The organism is Pseudoalteromonas sp. ATL1 (assembly GCF_058933015.1).
The window spans coordinates 325,394-343,699 of the sequence record NZ_JBZYXL010000002.1; the positions used below are offsets into that span (position 1 = coordinate 325,394).

The 18,306-nt window shown below is 41.7% G+C and carries 13 protein-coding genes; 6 read left to right on the forward strand and 7 right to left on the reverse strand.

The features are described from left to right. Positions 1 to 27 precede the first annotated feature (27 nt). From AC5FX4_RS19635 to AC5FX4_RS19655, 5 genes are all read right to left on the reverse strand, one after another. A complete protein-coding gene (locus AC5FX4_RS19635; RefSeq protein ID WP_493608109.1) occupies positions 28 to 942 on the reverse strand; it encodes a DUF808 domain-containing protein in 915 nt (304 codons plus the stop codon). 53 nt (positions 943 to 995) lie between these two features. Beyond that, the gene (locus AC5FX4_RS19640) at positions 996 to 1,589 is read right to left on the reverse strand and encodes a thymidine kinase (RefSeq protein ID WP_493608110.1); all 594 of its coding nucleotides are present in this window, start codon (positions 1,587 to 1,589) and stop codon (positions 996 to 998) included. 55 nt (positions 1,590 to 1,644) lie between these two features. Further along, on the reverse strand, positions 1,645 to 2,349 hold the full coding sequence (locus AC5FX4_RS19645; RefSeq protein ID WP_493608111.1) for a substrate-binding periplasmic protein: 705 nt from the start codon (positions 2,347 to 2,349) through the stop codon (positions 1,645 to 1,647). A 150-nt stretch (positions 2,350 to 2,499) separates the two neighbouring features. Next, entirely contained in the window at positions 2,500 to 2,964 is a 465-nt protein-coding gene (locus tag AC5FX4_RS19650; protein ID WP_493608112.1) for a methylated-DNA--[protein]-cysteine S-methyltransferase, read from the reverse strand. Next, positions 2,961 to 4,328: a DNA-3-methyladenine glycosylase 2 family protein gene (locus AC5FX4_RS19655; protein ID WP_493608113.1), complete on the reverse strand. Its 1,368-nt coding sequence runs from the start codon at positions 4,326 to 4,328 to the stop codon at positions 2,961 to 2,963. The genes AC5FX4_RS19650 and AC5FX4_RS19655 overlap by 4 nt, the downstream gene beginning before the upstream one ends. 168 nt (positions 4,329 to 4,496) lie before the next feature. On the opposite strand from AC5FX4_RS19655, the gene AC5FX4_RS19660 reads away from it, so the two are divergent. From AC5FX4_RS19660 to bfr (AC5FX4_RS19680), 5 genes are all read left to right on the forward strand, one after another. Next, on the forward strand, positions 4,497 to 4,844 hold the full coding sequence (locus tag AC5FX4_RS19660) for a hypothetical protein (RefSeq protein WP_493608114.1): 348 nt from the start codon (positions 4,497 to 4,499) through the stop codon (positions 4,842 to 4,844). Positions 4,845 to 4,983: 139 nt separating this feature from the next. Then, entirely contained in the window at positions 4,984 to 6,132 is a 1,149-nt protein-coding gene (locus tag AC5FX4_RS19665) for an efflux RND transporter periplasmic adaptor subunit (RefSeq protein WP_493608115.1), read from the forward strand. Between the two features lie 14 nt (positions 6,133 to 6,146). Beyond that, on the forward strand, positions 6,147 to 9,266 hold the full coding sequence (locus tag AC5FX4_RS19670) for an efflux RND transporter permease subunit (protein ID WP_493608116.1): 3,120 nt from the start codon (positions 6,147 to 6,149) through the stop codon (positions 9,264 to 9,266). A gap of 204 nt (positions 9,267 to 9,470) precedes the next feature. Further along, positions 9,471 to 9,941: a bacterioferritin gene (bfr, locus tag AC5FX4_RS19675; protein ID WP_493608117.1), complete on the forward strand. Its 471-nt coding sequence runs from the start codon at positions 9,471 to 9,473 to the stop codon at positions 9,939 to 9,941. A gap of 8 nt (positions 9,942 to 9,949) precedes the next feature. Next, positions 9,950 to 10,414, forward strand: coding sequence for a bacterioferritin (bfr, locus tag AC5FX4_RS19680; RefSeq protein ID WP_493608118.1), 465 nt, complete (start codon positions 9,950 to 9,952; stop codon positions 10,412 to 10,414). A 68-nt stretch (positions 10,415 to 10,482) separates the two neighbouring features. On the opposite strand, the gene AC5FX4_RS19685 is transcribed toward bfr (AC5FX4_RS19680), so the two are convergent. After that, positions 10,483 to 10,677, reverse strand: coding sequence for a bacterioferritin-associated ferredoxin (locus AC5FX4_RS19685; protein ID WP_070983077.1), 195 nt, complete (start codon positions 10,675 to 10,677; stop codon positions 10,483 to 10,485). A 364-nt stretch (positions 10,678 to 11,041) separates the two neighbouring features. Between AC5FX4_RS19685 and AC5FX4_RS19690 the strand changes: the two genes are divergently transcribed. Further along, the gene (locus tag AC5FX4_RS19690; protein ID WP_493608119.1) at positions 11,042 to 15,538 is read left to right on the forward strand and encodes an EAL domain-containing protein; all 4,497 of its coding nucleotides are present in this window, start codon (positions 11,042 to 11,044) and stop codon (positions 15,536 to 15,538) included. On the opposite strand, the gene AC5FX4_RS19695 is transcribed toward AC5FX4_RS19690, so the two are convergent. Next, complete coding sequence (locus tag AC5FX4_RS19695; protein WP_493608120.1) at positions 15,535 to 18,306, reverse strand: hybrid sensor histidine kinase/response regulator; 2,772 nt, start codon at positions 18,304 to 18,306, stop codon at positions 15,535 to 15,537. The two genes, AC5FX4_RS19690 and AC5FX4_RS19695, sit on opposite strands and share 4 nt — an antisense overlap.

The window sequence follows — 18,306 nt, forward strand, 5'->3', positions numbered from 1 at the left end:
TGTTGTGATACACAAGCAATGCTAAAATTAAGAGCTTATTCTAGATTTACACCAACTGAGTGTCGATATGACCATCACAACAATTATCCCCGCGAGTAAACCAAACAACGCACTAAATAAACTTGGTAATACATGAGTTAATACAGTTAGACTTTGAGATGCAATCTCGACACTCATTGCATCAATGTATTCAGATACAAAATGCCAGCCATGGGTTAGAATGCCTCCGCCAACCATAAACATCGCCAAGGTTCCTGCTATTGCTAATAGTTTCATTAGCTTGGGAGCAAATGCTAACAGTCCTCTACCAACGGCTTTTGTAACACTCCCCGCACCGGGCTTAGCAAGCAGATACAATCCCATATCATCAAGCTTCACAATTAACGCAACCAGTCCGTATACACCCAGTGTCATGACCACAGCGATCACACTGAGTACTGCCAGTTGATTAGTGAATGTTTCTTGGGCGACTGTACCCAGCGCGATCACAATGATCTCAGCAGACAAAATAAAGTCAGTTCGAATTGCTCCTTTAATTTTATCTTGTTCGTATTCAACTCGGTCTTCAATTTGCAGATTTGCGCTACTGTCATGTTCAGGTGCTGAGTGAAACAACTTCTCAATTATCTTCTCGGCGCCCTCAAAGCACAAAAAAAGTCCGCCTAACATCAGCAGTGGTGTGATCAAAAATGGCAAAAAAGCGCTGATCAACAAAGCACTCGGGACCAATATCAATTTGTTAAACAGCGATCCCTTCGCCACAGCCCAAACCACAGGCAATTCTCTTTCCGCTTTGACGCCCGATACTTGTTGAGCGTTAAGCGCTAGATCATCTCCCAACACGCCGGCTGTTTTCTTAGCCGCGGTTTTACTCATTAGCGCAATATCGTCCAACAATGTAGCAATATCATCTAATAACGTCAGTAAGCTTGCACCTGCCATTTTGCTTCCTTAATTTGCTAGATTGCCCATGCAACCGAGTATGTCCAAACAGACTAACTTTTATTTAAAACCTTATTAAGTTCTTCTTTATAATGCTCACGACACATTGAAATGTATCTATCATTGCCGCCTATTTCGACTTGAGCACCATCCGCTATTGCCACGCCATTTTCATCCGTTCTTAGAACACGATTTGCTTTGCGGCCACAGTGACACACCGTTTTGAGCTCAATAAGCTTGTCAGCCCACGCAAGCAAATATTGCGAACCTTCAAACAGCTCCCCTCTAAAATCGGTTCTTAAGCCATAACATAAAACCGGAATACCCAGATCATCCACCACGTCTGTCAGTGAGTTTACTTGTGTCTTACTTAAAAATTGACACTCATCGACGAGAATACAATCTATCTTTTGCACACTATTTTGAGTTGCGATTAAATCCATTAAGTTACTATGCGCATCATAAATGTGCGCATCCGCTTCCAAACCAATTCTAGATGCAACTTTGCCAACGCCTGCGCGATTGTCTATAGCCGCGGTCAATATAAACGGTGTCATTCCTCGTTCACGGTAATTAAAGGCAGATTGAAGCAAAGTGGTAGATTTTCCAGCGTTCATCGCTGAATAGTAAAAGTAAAGTTGTGCCATAGTTCTTTCTAATTATGCTATCTGACGCTAGTTTAACTAAAAACTGGCAACATGTTTACTGTTTTGCTTCGGGACGTTTCCCGTCATCACTGTTAATATCTTTATTATCAGCTTCTAAGTAGAGCATATAAACTTCGGTATAGGGGAACTTTATCATTTCTTGCCAAAGCTGTTTTGCAAGCTGTGGATTATTGGCGTAAAACAATTTTGAAAACGCGAGGTAACCATAACTTTTGTCAAACGGCGGATACTTTGCATGTAACTTAGTGGAATAAGGGAACGCTTTAATTGGAAAGCCATTGATCATGCACAAACCAATTGCACCATCAACCACTCGCTTATTCACAAGTTCGAACGCATCAAGTTGGGAAGGTGTCGCCACTTTAGCAAATTTGCTTTCATCTACGCTTTTTGCTGACGAGTAACCATTAGGCACTGCCAAGTTCAATACCTTACTGGGATCCTCTAAATCACGAATAAAGTTTTTGTCCCCCACATAACATCGACCAAACTCATTCATTGCAAGCGTTTTGTCCACCTCGCCTTCGGTTCCCATAGGGAAAGTTAAAAACTCTGTTCGGTATTCCCTAAAGCTCGCAACCACCGCGTCAACTTTGTTACGTTTCATGTCATGTAAGCAGCGCTGCCAAGGTTGTCGAATATATTCAATCGTTAAACCTTCGAATTTTTGCTCTGCCATACGTAAAATTTCAATGACAACACCAGGGCTTTCCGTTGGGACTATCAACCCACGTCCCATGTACGAAGGTGCCAACTCCTTATCTTCATAGCAAAACTTTAATGTTTGAGCATGTGATCCAACACTGAGCACAAATAAGCAAATGCAAATAATAACTCTGAGCAGCAAAGCAGCAATCTCCAAATGAGCATAACGCTGTACTAAGTATATCTAAATTAATTTATTTTGCTGTTCATGCTGCAATAACCATGCTTTTTTTTCTACACCGCCGGCATAGCCAGTCAGCATGCCATTTGCGCCAATAATGCGGTGACAAGGAACTATGATACTAATCGGGTTTTTACCATTTGCGCCACCCACGGCTCGAACCGCGTTGGGGTTATTAAGCTGTTGTGCCATCCACCCATAAGTACTTGTTTTACCGTATTCAACTAACATAAGCACTTGCCAAACCGCCTTTTGAAAATGCGTGCCTGCAACATCTAACTGTAAATTAAAGTCGCGCCTAGTCCCTGAAAAGTACTCTTCCAGCTGTTTTTGGGCAGCGGCTGTATGTAAATTATGGGTGTTGCCAAACTGCTCCTTGGGATAAAAACCGACATACGTCAGGCCGCTTTGTGATGCTTGAATTGTGAGATTTCCCACAGGGGTTTTCATAATATGCTGGTACATCATAATTTTTGCCATAATTGAAAAGTTAAATAACTACGAAATGGCGCACATGCGCTTATATTCATGTCTTCATAGTCTGCCAATGCTTTTTTAACACCTAGGTCAGTACCGAGATAAATATCGGGATGACTCTGCCCTCGCATCTTGGCATAGTCGACGGTCCACGGGCCAACCCCCTTGATGCTTTGCCATTCCTCTAAGTTCTGTGATGGGTGATCATGTTGTTCAAAGTACTGTGCGAATAAGGCTAAAGCTTCTTTACGTCGTTGTGGCATTTTGAAGAACTCAAAGTCACAAGTCGCCATTGAGCTGGGTGTTGGGAACAGGATTTTTCCTTCGTGATTAACGTGCCCTAGCTCTGCTACCAACGTCGTTAATAAGTTCCTTGCCGCTTGAACACTCACTTGCTGGCCCAAAATAGCGCGCACTCCGGCTTCAAACTCACTCCAAATACCGGGTAATCTAAGCCCTTCTACTAGCTCAAAACCCCTCGGTAACCCTTGTTTCAAATGTTGTTCTATAAAATTGGGGTCGGCATCTAAGTCAAGCACTCGCTTAATGTTACTCACTACGAGATGTAATCCGGCAACATCGTTAATTGAAATATCGACCTTAAATCTGCAATTAGCACCATCGAAATGCGCTTCAAAACTCCCATTATATTGCTCCAATTGATAAGTTCGTCCATAACTGTTGGTATTTAACCACTCAATTGGCTCAATAATTCGCATTGCTAAAAAATGACGTAGTACCTGCCAATTATAAGGTGGGCGAAATGGCAAAAATAATGTGATATGTGAATGAATGTTCTGCTTTGATTGACGTAACCTACTCGGAGATAGTTGGAACAATCGCACAAACGCATCATTGAAACGGCGAAGAGAGTTAAAGCCACTTGCAAAAGCAATATGCGATACCGACAAGTGTGTTTGTTGTAATAACTGCTTTGCAAACTCACACTGTTTATAAAGTGCGTACTGCTTGGGTGAAGTACCATAATATTGCTTAAACAACTTATTAAGATATCGCTGTGTGATCCCTAAGCGCTGTGCCAATGTATGCGATGTGCCTGTGCTTAACGCACCTTCATCAATCAGCTTTTTAGCTCTCACAGCCGTGGTTTTCGCTCCCAACCATGCATAGCTGCCCGGCGCAGCATCTGGTCGACAACGAATACAAGGTCTGAATCCTGCTTCAGCAGCATTGTGCGCGTGTTCAAAATACTCAACATTTTCTTCATTTGCAGCCGGTGCAGGACAAATTGGCCTACAGTAAATGCCTGTTGATTTCACTGCGACATAAAACAAGCCATCAAAACGATGGTCTCGGCTTTTTCGGGCTTTTTGGCATATTTCTGGTGAGTACATTCTCTTAACTCGTAGCAAATTACCAACTCAGTTTACCGTAATTCACTTTTTATCCTAGCCAGAAATGGAACTTAACCTTGTTCCTATGTTTGCCAACCATCTGTATTGACCATTACTCAGATGTTTGTTAGCTTTGCGCTGGTATTTTTTATTGTTTTGGTTGAGTGAGTGAACTTACGAATTTTCATCAGCATCATCATTGCTTTGACTATTGCTCTGCAATCGGTCGGCTCGTTTGCTGCTGAATCACAAACGCACCAACTTGATGTCGAGCACTTGCAAACCGAACATACACATAGCAAAGAATACAAAACAAGTTCTGTTGTTTATGACGAAGATGGCCATAACATCAAAGATTGCCATCATTGCGGTCACTGCAGTGGCTCGCATCTGCACTGGTTTATCGCAAAGAATCTCCCATATTTACCAACAACAATCACCACTGAGCGTTTTGCCGCCTCTCTTGGACTAGAGAAAATGCATAAAGAAACGCAATACAAACCTCCAAAAGTTTGATCTCTTCTTGGCGAATCGCCCCCAAAACCTGATGCACAGCGTAATGCAAAATTTGGCGTGCTAGCTTCGCACGTCGTTACTCTGTGCTTTTAGTCAAAAAATTAAAGCCATGCCTAGATGCATTGGATAAGAGATCATTATGCAAAAAGCTAAAATGTACAGCGTGAGTATGCTGGTATTCGCGTTACTTTTCTCATCTGCACCTGTATTTGCAGGAGCAGAACACAGCCATGAACACGAACAAAACACACACACCACAAACGCGTCTGAATCTGAACATAATCAAGCGGTTGAGCTATCTTCCATACAGCAAGCGCTCGCCAAAATTGAAACTATGCGGATCCAAAAACAAAAACGTGTAACAACATACTATGCACCAGCAGAGCTAAAAGAAAACGGTTATACCAGCTACCTCGTTGCGCCACGAACCGAATCAGTGGTCAATAAACGCTATGTGGCGTTGGGCCAGCATGTAAAAAAAGGGGATAAGCTCGTTTCACTTTTCAGTGAATCCATTGCGCAAGCACAAGCCGATTATATTGTTGCCCACAGTAATTGGTTGCGTGTTAAGGATATGGATAACCGAACGGTGAGCGAAAGCGAACAAGTGCTTGCACATGCTCAATATCTCGCTAGCCTTGGTAAACTCAAAGCCTTGGGGCTCGAGCAAGCGGCAATTTTGCAATTAAACAACCCGCAAAATGCCAAACTCGGGCAATACACGTTATTTGCAAAAATTGATGGCATTGTGCTCAAAGACGATTTTGCACAAGGACAGCAAGTAGCCGTGAGCCAAACGCTATTGCAATTGGCTAATGAAGAAAACTTATGGGTTGAAGCTCGCCTTCCCGCTGAGGATAGCCGACCAATTACCGAACACACTTCTGCATATTTGCAGTTTTCTGGCAGTCAATATCGTGCAAAAGTGATCCAAGCCTCTCATACTATTGACCCGATAACTCGCACGCGCATTATTCGCTTACAAGTAGATAACCCAACCGACAAACTGCACGCGGGGATGTTTGTCAGCGTGTACTTCAATCAACCAACAACAGACGCTATTTTAGCGGTTCCAGAGACGGCGTTGACTCGCAGTCAAGATGGTGATTGGCAGGTCTTTATCAAAGAGCAAAGCCGCTTTAGGCCTGTTGAGGTATCAAGAGGGCGAGAGTTTGGCGATTATATTGAAGTATCTGGCCTTAAAGAAGGCGCTGAAATAGTTACTCAAGGCGCTTTTTTCGTTTCATCGCAGCTTGCCAAAGGCAGCTTTGATCCACATAACCATTAAGCGGGGATGTCATTATGTTTAATCGCTTAATAGACTGGTCAGTCGATAATCGCTTAATCGTTTTACTGTTACTTTTATTGGCCATGTCTAGCAGTGTGTTTGTGTTACCCAAGCTGAACTTAGATGCATTTCCCGATGTGACCAATGTGCAAGTAAGTATCAATACGCAAGCCCCTGGACTTGCCGCTGAAGAGGTCGAAAAGCTCATTACTTATCCAATTGAAGCTGTGATGTATGCTCTGCCCGATGTGGCACAAGTTCGGTCTATTTCAAAAACCGGATTATCAGGCATTACCATCGTGTTTAAAGAAGGGGTGGACATTTATTTTGCCAGACAATTGGTTTTTGAGCGTTTACAAAGTGCCAAAGAGCTGATCCCCGAAGGACTTGGGACCCCGCAGATGGGGCCAAATACGTCTGGTTTAGGACAAATATACCAATATTTGCTAGTTGCCGATGATAAGACACAATTTGATGCAATGACCCTGAGAAGCTTAAACGATTGGGTTGTAAAGCTACTTTTGATGCCGGTAGATGGCGTGACCGATGTACTTTCGTTTGGTGGTGACGTTAAGCAATACCAAGTTAATATCGACCCGACCCAATTACTCGCTTATGAACTTACTCAGCAAGACGTGGTTGACGCGCTTGAACGTAATAATGAGAACGTGGGCGGTTGGTATATGAACCGTGGTAAAGAACAAATGGTCGTCCGAGGTGTCGGCTGGTATAGCCATGCTCAAAAAGGGCTTGAAGAACTTGCACAAGTGCCAGTTAAAACTATCAATGGTACTGTGATAAAAGTATCTGACGTAGCAAACATTGAATTAGGCAGTGAAATACGTCAAGGCGCGGTCACGATGACACGTCGTAATGATAAAGGCGAACCTGAATACCTCGGGGAAGTCGTCTCTGGCATCGTGCTTAAACGCATGGGTGCCAATACAAAATCAACCATCGATAGCATTACTCAACGAGCCAAACTTATCAATTCAGCCCTGCCTAAAGACGTTCGTTTTGTGCCGTTTTATGACCAATCTGATTTAGTCGAACAAGCAATCTCAACCGTTATCAATGCGCTATTCATTGCATTCGTGTTGATTATCGTGATCCTCGCACTATTTTTACTTAATTTACGCGCCACCCTCTTGGTACTCATCTCGATACCCATTTCTATTACCCTCGCTCTCATGGCAATGGCTTGGCTTGGGATCTCAGCAAATTTAATGTCGTTGGGCGGTATTGCCGTCGCCATAGGCATGCTCGTGGACGGTTCTGTGGTAATGGTTGAGAATATGTTTAATCACCTTAAAAACCACGAACGGATCAGTAAACGCTCAGCAATCAAAGAAGCTGCAAAGGAAGTTGCACGACCTGTGTTTTTTGCCACATTAATCATTCTCATTGTTTTTACACCTTTATTTAGCTTTGAAGGTGTTGAAGCAAAACTGTTTCAGCCTATGGCTATCAGTATCATTTTGGCCGTGCTCAGTGCCATTACCGTTGCCATGATTGTCGTGCCCGCATTGGCATGTTATGCATTCCAATTTAAGGTAAATGTTCGACAAAACCACGTATTAAACGCACTTGAGCGGCTTTATCAACAACTAGTACGCAAGGCGATGTCGAATGTTTTACTCGTTGTTGCTTCGTCTCTTACGTTGTTTATCGCGGCCCTGTTTACCTTGCCCCATATTGGTACTGAGTTCGTACCTGAGCTGGAAGAAGGCACAATAAATTTACGAGTAACCTTGGCCCCCTCGTCAAGTTTAGAAACGGCTTTGGAGGTAGCACCGATACTCGAGCAGAAATTATTAACCATTTCAGAAGTCACTTATGCATTGAGTCGTATAGGTCGCGCTGAAATTGGCGGCGACCCTGAACCCGTCAATAACATTGAAATTTATATTGGACTCAAACCTGTCAGTCAGTGGACAAGTGCAACTAACCGTTATGAATTGCAAGATGTTATGGCGGAAAAACTCGAGGATTTCCCTGGTCTTTTACTTAATTTTTCGCAACCAATCGCCACCCGCGTTGATGAATTGCTGTCTGGCGTAAAAGCGCAACTAGCCATTAAACTGCAAGGTCCCGATCTTGAGCAGCTGTCAAAAACAGGCCAACAAATTGAGTCTTTGGTTAAAACAATTCCCGGAGCCCGTGATGTAGCACTAGAGCAAATATCAGGGGAAGCACAATTGGTGATCACCCCTAACCGTCGCCAACTATCTCGCTATGGACTCTCAGTGGGTGATGTAATGGATGTTGTAAAAAACAACATAGGTGGTCAAACGGCCGGGCAAATTATCAATGGCAATGAAAGATACGATATTTATGTGCGTTTGCAGCAGCAGTTCCGCCGCCCCCCCCAAGCAGTGCGAGACCTGAGAATACTCGCACCAAGCGGTGCTTGGGTAAGGCTCAGTGATGTTGCTAACATATCGTTGCAAGCTGGCCCGCCACAAGTTCGCCGTGATGACGTGCAACGTACCGTCATTGTCCAAGCCAATGTGCAAGGGCGAGATATGGGCAGTGTCGTCGAACAAATCCAGACTGAGATAGCCAATAACGTCTCGATGCCAACTGGTTACTCAGTGCAAATTGGCGGGCAATTTGAGAGCCAGCAAAGAGCACAAAAGCGCCTAAGTATTGTTGTGCCCTTATCTTTGTTACTAATTGCGCTGCTACTTTACTTTGCTTTTTCCTCAATTGGTCAAGCTTTGCTCATACTCATTAACGTACCGCTAGCTATCATTGGTGGCGTGTTTTCTTTGTACTTTTTTGGCCAATACTTATCGGTGCCAAGCTCGGTAGGGTTTATCACACTATTTGGCGTGGCGGTGTTGAATGGCGTGGTGATGGTTGAAAGTATTAATCAGCGAATTAAGCGCGGACAGAGTTTATACAATGCAACCATTGAAGGCGCAACATCACGTTTAAGGCCGGTATTAATGACTGCGTTAACATCTGCGCTAGGACTAGTGCCTATGTTGTTATCAAGTGGAGTTGGTGCGGAAATACAAAGACCACTGGCTACCGTCATTGTTGGAGGACTATTCACATCGACAATACTCACACTGTTCGTACTGCCTACTCTGTATCCATTTTTCTCAAAGAACAAAATGGCCTCGTAATACGTTTCTGATAGTACGTTCCTGATAAAAGCCCAGTGCGGATTTTAATCACTGGGCTTTTTAGTAAACACACATATTGATAGAAAAATGAACTGTAATGCGAATTATAATCAATATTTAACCGCATGATTTTTATAGATTTTTCATTGACACCCCAGAGCGATAATATAAACTGGCGGCAAATATTTATATTAGGCAGTCAAAATGAAAGGCAAACAGAGAGTCATTGATGCGTTTAACGCACTTTTAGCAAACGAACTGGCAGCTATCGATCAGTATTTCATTCATTCACGTATGTATGATGATTGGGGCCTAAATAAGCTATATGAACGCTTAAATCATGAAATGGAAGAAGAAACAACTCATGCTGACTGGTTGATTAAGCGCATTCTATTCCTTGAAGGCGTGCCAAATATGACAAAACGCAGAGACTTACTGATTGGTCATGATGTTCGTTCGATGATGCAAAACGACTTAACACTAGAGCTAGAAGTAGTTGAAAGTGTTAAAGAAGCTATCGCTATTTGTGAGCAAGAACAAGATTACCAATCACGCGAAACATTAGAAAAACTGCTTTTTGATACAGAAGAAGACCATGTTTATTGGTTGGAACAACAGCTTGGCCTTATGGACAAGATTGGCACACAAAACTACATTCAATCACAGCTTGGTTAGGAGTTGATATGAAAGGTGATAAGGACGTAATTGTCGCATTGAATGCGGTATTGGCAAACGAGCTTGTAGGCATCAACCAGTACTTTTTACACGCACGTATGTTTAAAGATTTTGGTTTTACCAAGCTTGATAAAGCAGACTATAAAACGTCTATTCAAAAAATGAAAAATGCGGACCGCTTGATTGAACGCATTCTTTTCCTAGAAGGCCTGCCTAACTTACAGAGCTTAGGTCGACTGCGTATTGGAGAAAATAGCGAAGAGATGATAGCCGCGAATATGCAATTTGAGCAACTGGCGCTTGATGAGCTCAAAGCAGCAATCAAGTTGGCAGAAGAAAAGCGCGATTATATTTCACGCGAAGCGCTTGATAATATTCTGAATGAACAAGAAGAACAAATTGATTGGCTAGAGACTCAACAAAGTCTTATCAAAACAATGGGTATTGAGAACTATCTACAATCACAAATGTAATAAGATAGTTATAAAAACCTAGATACTAAAAAAGGGCCATAAGGCCCTTTTTAATGAATTGGTGTTAATTAAGCGACTTGATCGGTAATATCAACAATCTCAATCAGCTTTTCATTTAAGATTTTTTTTGTACAGTTTGTACATTTTCCACACTGCGTACCTACCCCAAGCTCTTTGCTTAACTCACGCATACTTGTTGCGCCATCATCAATTGCCTGAGCTATCTTTTTATCAGTCACGCCGTGACAAATACAGATATACATGAATGAAAACCAATCTCAATAACATTAACTGGAACGAAGTTTAATCTAAACAAAAATAGTTATCAACTACAAAAGCATAAAAATGATAATAATTTCTATTTGCCTATGATTGCATGATTTGCCTTCGCCAGCGATCAATTTCATGCTCCAAATAAGTTGCGAGTCAAAAGCTAAGCTACAATAAAATAAAGAAATATAATACATGCTCTGTGTGAGTTACCACGATCCATGTTAATGCAACATTGAATCACATGGAATTGAAGATAAAAAATATGTTAAATTACAACATTCGTGCATCTCAGATTGCGCAAAATAATTCTTGCTACCTTGTAACTAAAAACACAACAAACTTAAGGCACATTTGATGTTAGTTCGCTTTGCGCTCATTGCATTTTTTTGGTTAACAACGCAAAGTCATGCTAGTGAATTAGCCTCAACTCGCACGGTGCATCGCTTGTCGACCGAAGAAGGTTTATCTCAAGCGGGTGTCAGCGGCATTATTCAAGATAAATATGGCTATGTATGGATTGCAACTCATATGGGCCTCAATCGATACGATGGGGATACCATTGCGCAAGTCCAACACCCGGTTGATTTTGCGACAATGCACATTTCATACATCACACTGTTAGACTCGAATACATTATTTGTCTCTACCGCATTCAACGGTGCCTATTTAATAGATGTCAACACACTCAATGCAAAGCAGATATTCACTGGAAAGCTCCTGCAAAGTGCTCAAGCTACCTCAGAAATAAGCGCAGCAATTAAACTTGGCAATACAATTTATGTGGGTATTGATAATTTCCTATATCGAATAGAGCTTGAGAGCAACCGTTCAGAACTCGTTGTAAGCTTCACCAAACATAGTTACTTGCGAGCTTTGCTGAAGGTGAATAAACAATTACTTATCGGTACTGATCAAGGGCTGTTTGCCTATAATTTAGAATCGAAAAAGCTGGTTTCATATCCATTTTTGCCTGAAGAAGACGTTAATTCGTTAAACAAGAACATTAAACTATTAAAAGTAGACCCATCAATCGGGTTGCTTGTTGGTACAGTACAAGGTTTATATGTGGTTCCTATCCACAATGACAATTTGTTGCTAAAGAATGCCTATACTTTAGTGTCTGATCTAAACATTTGGGATCATGTGATCACCCCTTTTGGGGAACTTATCGCCACCGAACTCGGGTTATTTTCACTAGATAGAAAGAAGAAAAGCGCCACAAAAATTCTCTCTCTTAAAAACACCCTCTATGCGACCGACCAAGCGAGTGTGACAGATTTAATGTTTGACTCTAGTGGAAATGTTTGGATGGCAACGCTTAACCAAGGTGCTTACTATTGGCCAATATTATCGCAACGTTTTAGTACGCTTCGATCTGACACAAACAATGCATTCAACAACTACACCGTATGGTCAATATTAGAAACCGCAGATAATCATATATGGCTAGGAACTGACAATGGGCTTATGCGCTTTGAAAGCCTTCAAGACACTCAACCTCAACTGTATTACCAAAATACAGACAGAAAAGCGGCGTATGCGAGCCATGCCGTATATAACATATTTGCATTACCCGAAGTGTCGAAAACTCAGCTCTATATTGAAACAACCTCTGGCATAAGAGTCCTGAACACAGAAACAGGCGCTGTAAGCTTACCCGAAGTTGAAAATGACAACGCAATGAACCCTTTTAAAACTTTAACTTGGGGAGGAACTGCGATAAACAGCGAGGAAATCGCCTTCATCAGCCAAGAAGGTTTTTACTCATACAATGCAAAAAGTAAAACATCACGACCACTCCACTTCTTAAACCAACAAGTAAAGGTTGATATGGCCTATAAGTTTATGCCTCCTTTATATGGTGATGACTACTTACTCAGTACAGATTCTGAACTATTGAGCTTTAATGAGCATAGCAACTCAATTTCAACCCTTTTTCAAACACATAAGTCACTTGGGCGTAATTTTCCTGCTATTGATAGTTGGGCAAAAACACAAGATGGTGCTATTTGGGTAGCAGGTTCAAGCCTTGATATTAGCGCCATTGACATGCAAAGCCTTGAAGTTAAACGAACCTTGCAACTGAGTAGCAAAGACGAAACACTCTCAGTATACCAACTTCAAGCCGATCATTTTGGTTACTTGTGGATTAGTACGCAGTCGGGACTCTTTAAAGTAAACATCCAAACAAATCAGATAGATAAATTTGATAGTAAGCATGGCCTGCCGAGTAACGAATTTAATGCTGGTGCAAGTACCGTGTTGGAGTCAGGGCAAATGATCTTTGGCACGGTAAACGGTGCTGTCTGGTTTTCACCAGCAGATTTTATTGAGCGAAACCATTCAGACAGCAAACTCGCGATTACTGACATTAGCCTCATGTCACGCACGCTCGCGTTTTATCCCAGCTTTGTACACACAGATAAACTTATATTAAATCATGACGATCTTGGCCTTAAAATAAAGTTCAATAACTTCGACTTCGCCAATCAGTTAAGCTATCAGTATCACGCGTACCTTGATGGTCCGACAAGTATCACATTCGACGATGTTCATTCTAACTATCTATTTTTCAATCAACTTTTGCCCGGAGAGTATACACTGCGAATAGAGCAAGTACTGTTGGGTAATAACAGCGTTCATGACTCCGTGTCTCTTAAATTTTCAGTTATTCATGCTCCTTTAAACTCGCCGATTGCTTGGGCTTTCTATCTCGTTATCGGCGCAAGCATGCTCATTTTTTGGTTTAGAACAAACAAAAATAGACAAAGAACACTAAAAACGGCGTTAGACGACGCCATTATTAGTAAGCAGCAAACAGACATGGCGTTGAAAACCACGCTTAGTGGTACTTGGCAGATCAACGTAGCGACAAACACCATACAACAAAATCGAAATCAGTATTTGGCCTGCAGTAAATACAATTCAGATGAGGTGAGTTTAAAAGACTATTTTGATGTGATACACCCTGAAGACCAAATTCGAGTACAAAAGGCTTGGCAAAGATTCATAGAAAAGCCAAGCAGTAATCAACTCTCTTTAACGTATCGAGTCAAAAGTGACTGTGCGCTTTGGCTGTGGTACCACGATATCGGACAAGTACTGAGCACCGACGAGCAAGGTAAAGCACAAACTGTTATTGGGATTTACACCAACGTGACAGAGCAAAAAGCGACCGATCTTCGCGCTGCAATACTTGGCGAAGCTTTCAGCCAAGTCAACGATTGGTTATTAATTTTGAGTTCAGATTTTCAGCTTCTTGCAGTCAATGCAAGCTTCTGTCGCGCTTTTGAGCTTCAGGAAGAAACTGCCGTTTCACAATTATCATACCGAAAGTTCTTAGACGTGGTAGGTAAAAAACAGCTAACCCTGTTACTTGAGAAAATACGTAGACTAAAAGCGAACAAACATATTCGTCAGGAACTGACCGTAAAGACCTCGCTACAAAATGCACATCCGATACATTTAAGTATCAATGCAATCTCAAAAGACAATATAAACGTTGATCACTATGTCATTGTTATTTCGGATCTAACAGAGCAAAAACAAGCCGAAAGTGAACTCAGGTATTTAGCAAATTTTGATGCGCTTACAAAACTGCCAAACCGTAACCTCATGCTGCAACACATTGAGTTTGCCTTGCACAATGCACAAAATAAAGACGGAACCTGCGCTGTTCTGTTTATTGATTTGGACAAATTCAAACCGATAAATGATGCTTATGGCCACCACACCGGTGACCAATTACTTGTTAAAATTACACAGAGAATAAGCCAGCTACTCCCTTCTAATTCTTTACTCGGCAGGCAGAGTGGCGATGAGTTTTTGGTTTTAGTGAATGAAGTAGAATCTCCCCAGAACCTGAGTAAACTAGCCACGTTACTCCTTGAACAGTTACCAAATAAGATAGAAATTGACGGCATTTCAATGAGTATTTCGGCTAGTATCGGCGTTGCAATGTTTCCTTTTGACGCACCTACTCCTGAATTGCTGATTAGGAACGCAGATATTGCCATGATCCATGCAAAGCAAGCAGGAAGAAATGGCTTTAAGTTTTTTACATCTAACATGAATACTCAGTTTTCTCGCAAGTTAGCGTTAGAAAACGCCTTAAAAACAGAGCATAGAGACGGTAGTATTTATAATCACTACCAACCTATTGTGAACATCATTACTGGACGAGTCGTCGGTGTAGAGCTGCTTATGCGCTGGCAACATAATGGCGAGTTGATACCTCCGTATGAATTTATTCCAATTTGTGAGGAAGTGGGCCTTATTGAAACCATGACTGAACAGGCCTTGCGCACAGCGCTCGAAGAACTGGCTCCGCTACTTAAAAAAAATGGTGATTTTTATCTATCACTCAACCTGTCACCTGTTCACATATTACGGTCTGACATCGCAGGGAACTTGGTCGATATACTCGATTCTTTTGGTCTCGATGCAAGTACCCTTAGACTAGAAATCACGGAAAGTTCATTAATCGAGGATACTGAAAAAGCTAAACAAACCTTAGTGGCGTTAAAGCAATCGGGCTTCGTGCTACTGCTTGACGATTTTGGCACAGGGTATTCTTCGCTAACTTATCTAAGCCAATTTCCAATTGATATTATCAAAATAGATCAAGGGTTTGTAAGAAAAATGGACACACTCACGAGCAACAAATCGATCATAAAAACCATTTATTTACTCGCAGAAAGTTTGCACATGTCTTGTATCGCTGAAGGTGTCGAAAACAAAAGGCAGCTCACATTCCTACGAGAGTTAGGCTGTCATTACATGCAAGGTTACTTTTTCTCAAAGCCAGTTTCAGCACAGGCACTAATGGACGTAGTAAAGAAAAAGCTCTAGCCGTTGCGTTCTTCTAAAAAGCTGTTTAGTGCTTTAAATAACAACACCTTATCGATTGGTTTAGCGACAAAATCATCCATGCCGACTTGAATACATTTGAGCCTGTCTTCACTGTAAGCGTTGGCTGTAATTGCGATAATGTAGGGGCTGCCGTATTTATTTGGATCATGGCGAATATGTTCAGTACACTCATAGCCGTCCATATTTGGCATTTGGCAATCCATCAAAATGAGATCAACTTTTTGTGAATCTAACAGCGCCAACGCCTCGACACCATCAAATACTTTATGCAACTTACACTGAGTATCTTGCAGCAATTTGGCTGCGACAATTTGGTTAACCATATTGTCTTCAACAAGCAGTACTTCAAGATTGTGTAGATCAGGCGTGATGACTTCACTCTCTTCTTTTTCCGACATTTTGGCTTTTTGCGCAGGTACTCTAACAGTAAAAGTACTTCCTTTACCTTCAAAACTTTCGACACTCAGCTGCCCATCCATTAATTCCACGAGCCGTTTGGAAATGGTCAATCCAAGCCCAGTGCCTCCATATCGTCTAGTCGTCGAAACATCAACTTGTGTAAACTCATTAAACAATACTTTTAACTGCTTCGCTGATATACCGATCCCAGTATCTAAAACCTCTATAATTAAAAATTCATTTTCATAATTCACGGTCAAACTGATATGACCTTTATCAGTAAATTTCCCTGCGTTATTCAATAAGTTATTAACTACTTGGGTCAGCCGTAGTGAATCTATGTAAAGACATGTAGGTAGACTAGGCGATAAGGCGTAATCAAATTTAACCTGCTCTTTTAGACCAGCTTGCTGAAATAACGCAGCAATACCGTCAAACATTTTATAAGCATCTGTCGCATGCAAGTCTAACTTGAGTGCGCCGGCTTCTATTTTTGAATAGTCCAGAATATCGTTGAGGATCGTTAACAAATTTTGCGCAGAGGAATGCACTATCTCCAAATGTTTAAAAGTTTCATCTTGCTGCTCACATCGCTCAATCAGCATGCCCGTTAAACCGATAATGCCATTCATGGGCGTGCGGATCTCATGGCTCATATTTGCTAAAAATCGGCTCTTAGCCTTGCTCGCATTATTTGCAGCTACTACCGCATCGAGTAACTCTTCTGTTTTCTCATTAACTTGTTGTTCTAATTCTTTATTAAAGTTTGTGAGCTTTTTATTCAACTCCTCATTTTCACTATTAGCCATCTTCAACTTCGAGAAATTCATGGTCAATTTAAATGCTAATTGATTGAAGTGTTGTTGTAATGTGATCACCTCTAGGTAACTTGCCTGATCACTCACTGAATTATTTAATCCTTCACTTGGTTCAAATCGGCTAATATCTTCACTCAAAGCCGATATAGGTTTGACAAGAAAACGTGATAGCTGTCCTACAAACACACTGCTGAGAATAATGATGACTATCGCTAAGATTAGCGACTTAAACCAAGCCGAGGCTGCCGCTAGCCGTACATGATGCGCTTCCAGCAAAGTGACAACAGTCCAGTTTAACCCCTCAACTTTGAGCCCAAAGCGATAGTAAACTCGGCCTTGCTCGGTTGTATAAGTATTCAAACTCATGTCAAGCCAACCATCTAGTACATTCTGAGGCACTTTATCAAGCGATGAAAAGCCCGACGTTAAAGAGCTAAATACAACTTGGTTTGTGGCATCTAAAACAATAAGGTCACCTTGATTTGAGATGATTTTTGGTTTGTATTGCGCAAAAGAGTCCATAAACACGGATGCTTCCACTACGCCCTTAAACTGTTGGTTGACAAAAACAGGTGCAGACAGCGCGACAATTAAATCCTTACCAAACCCACGTCCTTGAAAAATGGGCGAAATATACCCATCGGGATAAAAAGGCGCTTGGATGAAATATTCTCTGTCGAGCACCGACACTGTTTCATCCATTTGCGTATTATTAAACACCTTCGGATAAAAAACTTTGGCGAGCCCCTGCTCATTCGCGAAAATAGCGGTTTTTAAATCAGGCTGCAACTCCACCATCGACTTAAGCGTGAACGACTTATCAACACCAAATTCAATACTTTTTGCAGCCCCCACAACGGCTCTCTGATATCCCTTTAAGGTATCGTTTATTCGCGTCCCAATCGAGTCTGTCGCACCTTCAAGGTGCTCTACAACTTCAGCTTCAATGCGTCTAAAGCTATTATTAGTTAGTACGATCGACGTTACCAAAACCACTAAAACCACAAGCAAACTGACTGTATAATTCAAAATGGCGTTAAGAGGACGCGCTCGCCAAAGGTGGCGAACCAAAAAAAAGCTCAGTAAATCAACCACGGCTAAATAGAGTGCTGCATTGATAAAATATTTCGCAAGTGCCGTTGCGATCACTAAGTTAGGTAAGTTAAGTAGATAATGACCAAAGATAAATAAAATTGGGATGCCAACAGCGAACCAGAAACCGAGGCCTCGAATAAAAAATGGACGTCCTTTTTGTACACAAAGCAGTTGCAGCCAAACTATCTCTAACCCGTAGACAACGGATGGCCAGCAGTGTCCCCAACGGTAAAATATGAAACACGCACCGATGCCAACGGCCAAAAATGCATACTGCCAACCAAATAGCACCAGACATAACAAAACAAAAAGCTGACCGAATAAAAATTCAGAGGAATCTAAAAAAAACAGTGGTAATAAATTCGAAGCTCCACCCAATCCCCCCAAAACGAGTGTTACGACAAAAGGTATAAGTTTGGATTGATAATTTGGCAC

Excerpts from the sequence above, each read along its gene's own strand:
- AC5FX4_RS19635 (WP_493608109.1), bottom strand. The coding sequence starts at position 942 with ATGGCAGGTGCAAGCTTACTGACGTTATTAGATGATATTGCTACATTG.
- AC5FX4_RS19640 (WP_493608110.1), bottom strand. The coding sequence starts at position 1,589 with ATGGCACAACTTTACTTTTACTATTCAGCGATGAACGCTGGAAAATCT.
- AC5FX4_RS19645 (WP_493608111.1), bottom strand. The coding sequence starts at position 2,349 with ATGGGACGTGGGTTGATAGTCCCAACGGAAAGCCCTGGTGTTGTCATT.
- AC5FX4_RS19650 (WP_493608112.1), bottom strand. The coding sequence starts at position 2,964 with ATGATGTACCAGCATATTATGAAAACCCCTGTGGGAAATCTCACAATT.
- AC5FX4_RS19655 (WP_493608113.1), bottom strand. The coding sequence starts at position 4,328 with ATGTACTCACCAGAAATATGCCAAAAAGCCCGAAAAAGCCGAGACCAT.
- AC5FX4_RS19665 (WP_493608115.1), top strand. The coding sequence starts at position 4,984 with ATGCAAAAAGCTAAAATGTACAGCGTGAGTATGCTGGTATTCGCGTTA.
- AC5FX4_RS19670 (WP_493608116.1), top strand. The coding sequence starts at position 6,147 with ATGTTTAATCGCTTAATAGACTGGTCAGTCGATAATCGCTTAATCGTT.
- bfr (WP_493608117.1), top strand. The coding sequence starts at position 9,471 with ATGAAAGGCAAACAGAGAGTCATTGATGCGTTTAACGCACTTTTAGCA.
- bfr (WP_493608118.1), top strand. The coding sequence starts at position 9,950 with ATGAAAGGTGATAAGGACGTAATTGTCGCATTGAATGCGGTATTGGCA.
- AC5FX4_RS19685 (WP_070983077.1), bottom strand. The coding sequence starts at position 10,677 with ATGTATATCTGTATTTGTCACGGCGTGACTGATAAAAAGATAGCTCAG.
- AC5FX4_RS19690 (WP_493608119.1), top strand. The coding sequence starts at position 11,042 with ATGTTAGTTCGCTTTGCGCTCATTGCATTTTTTTGGTTAACAACGCAA.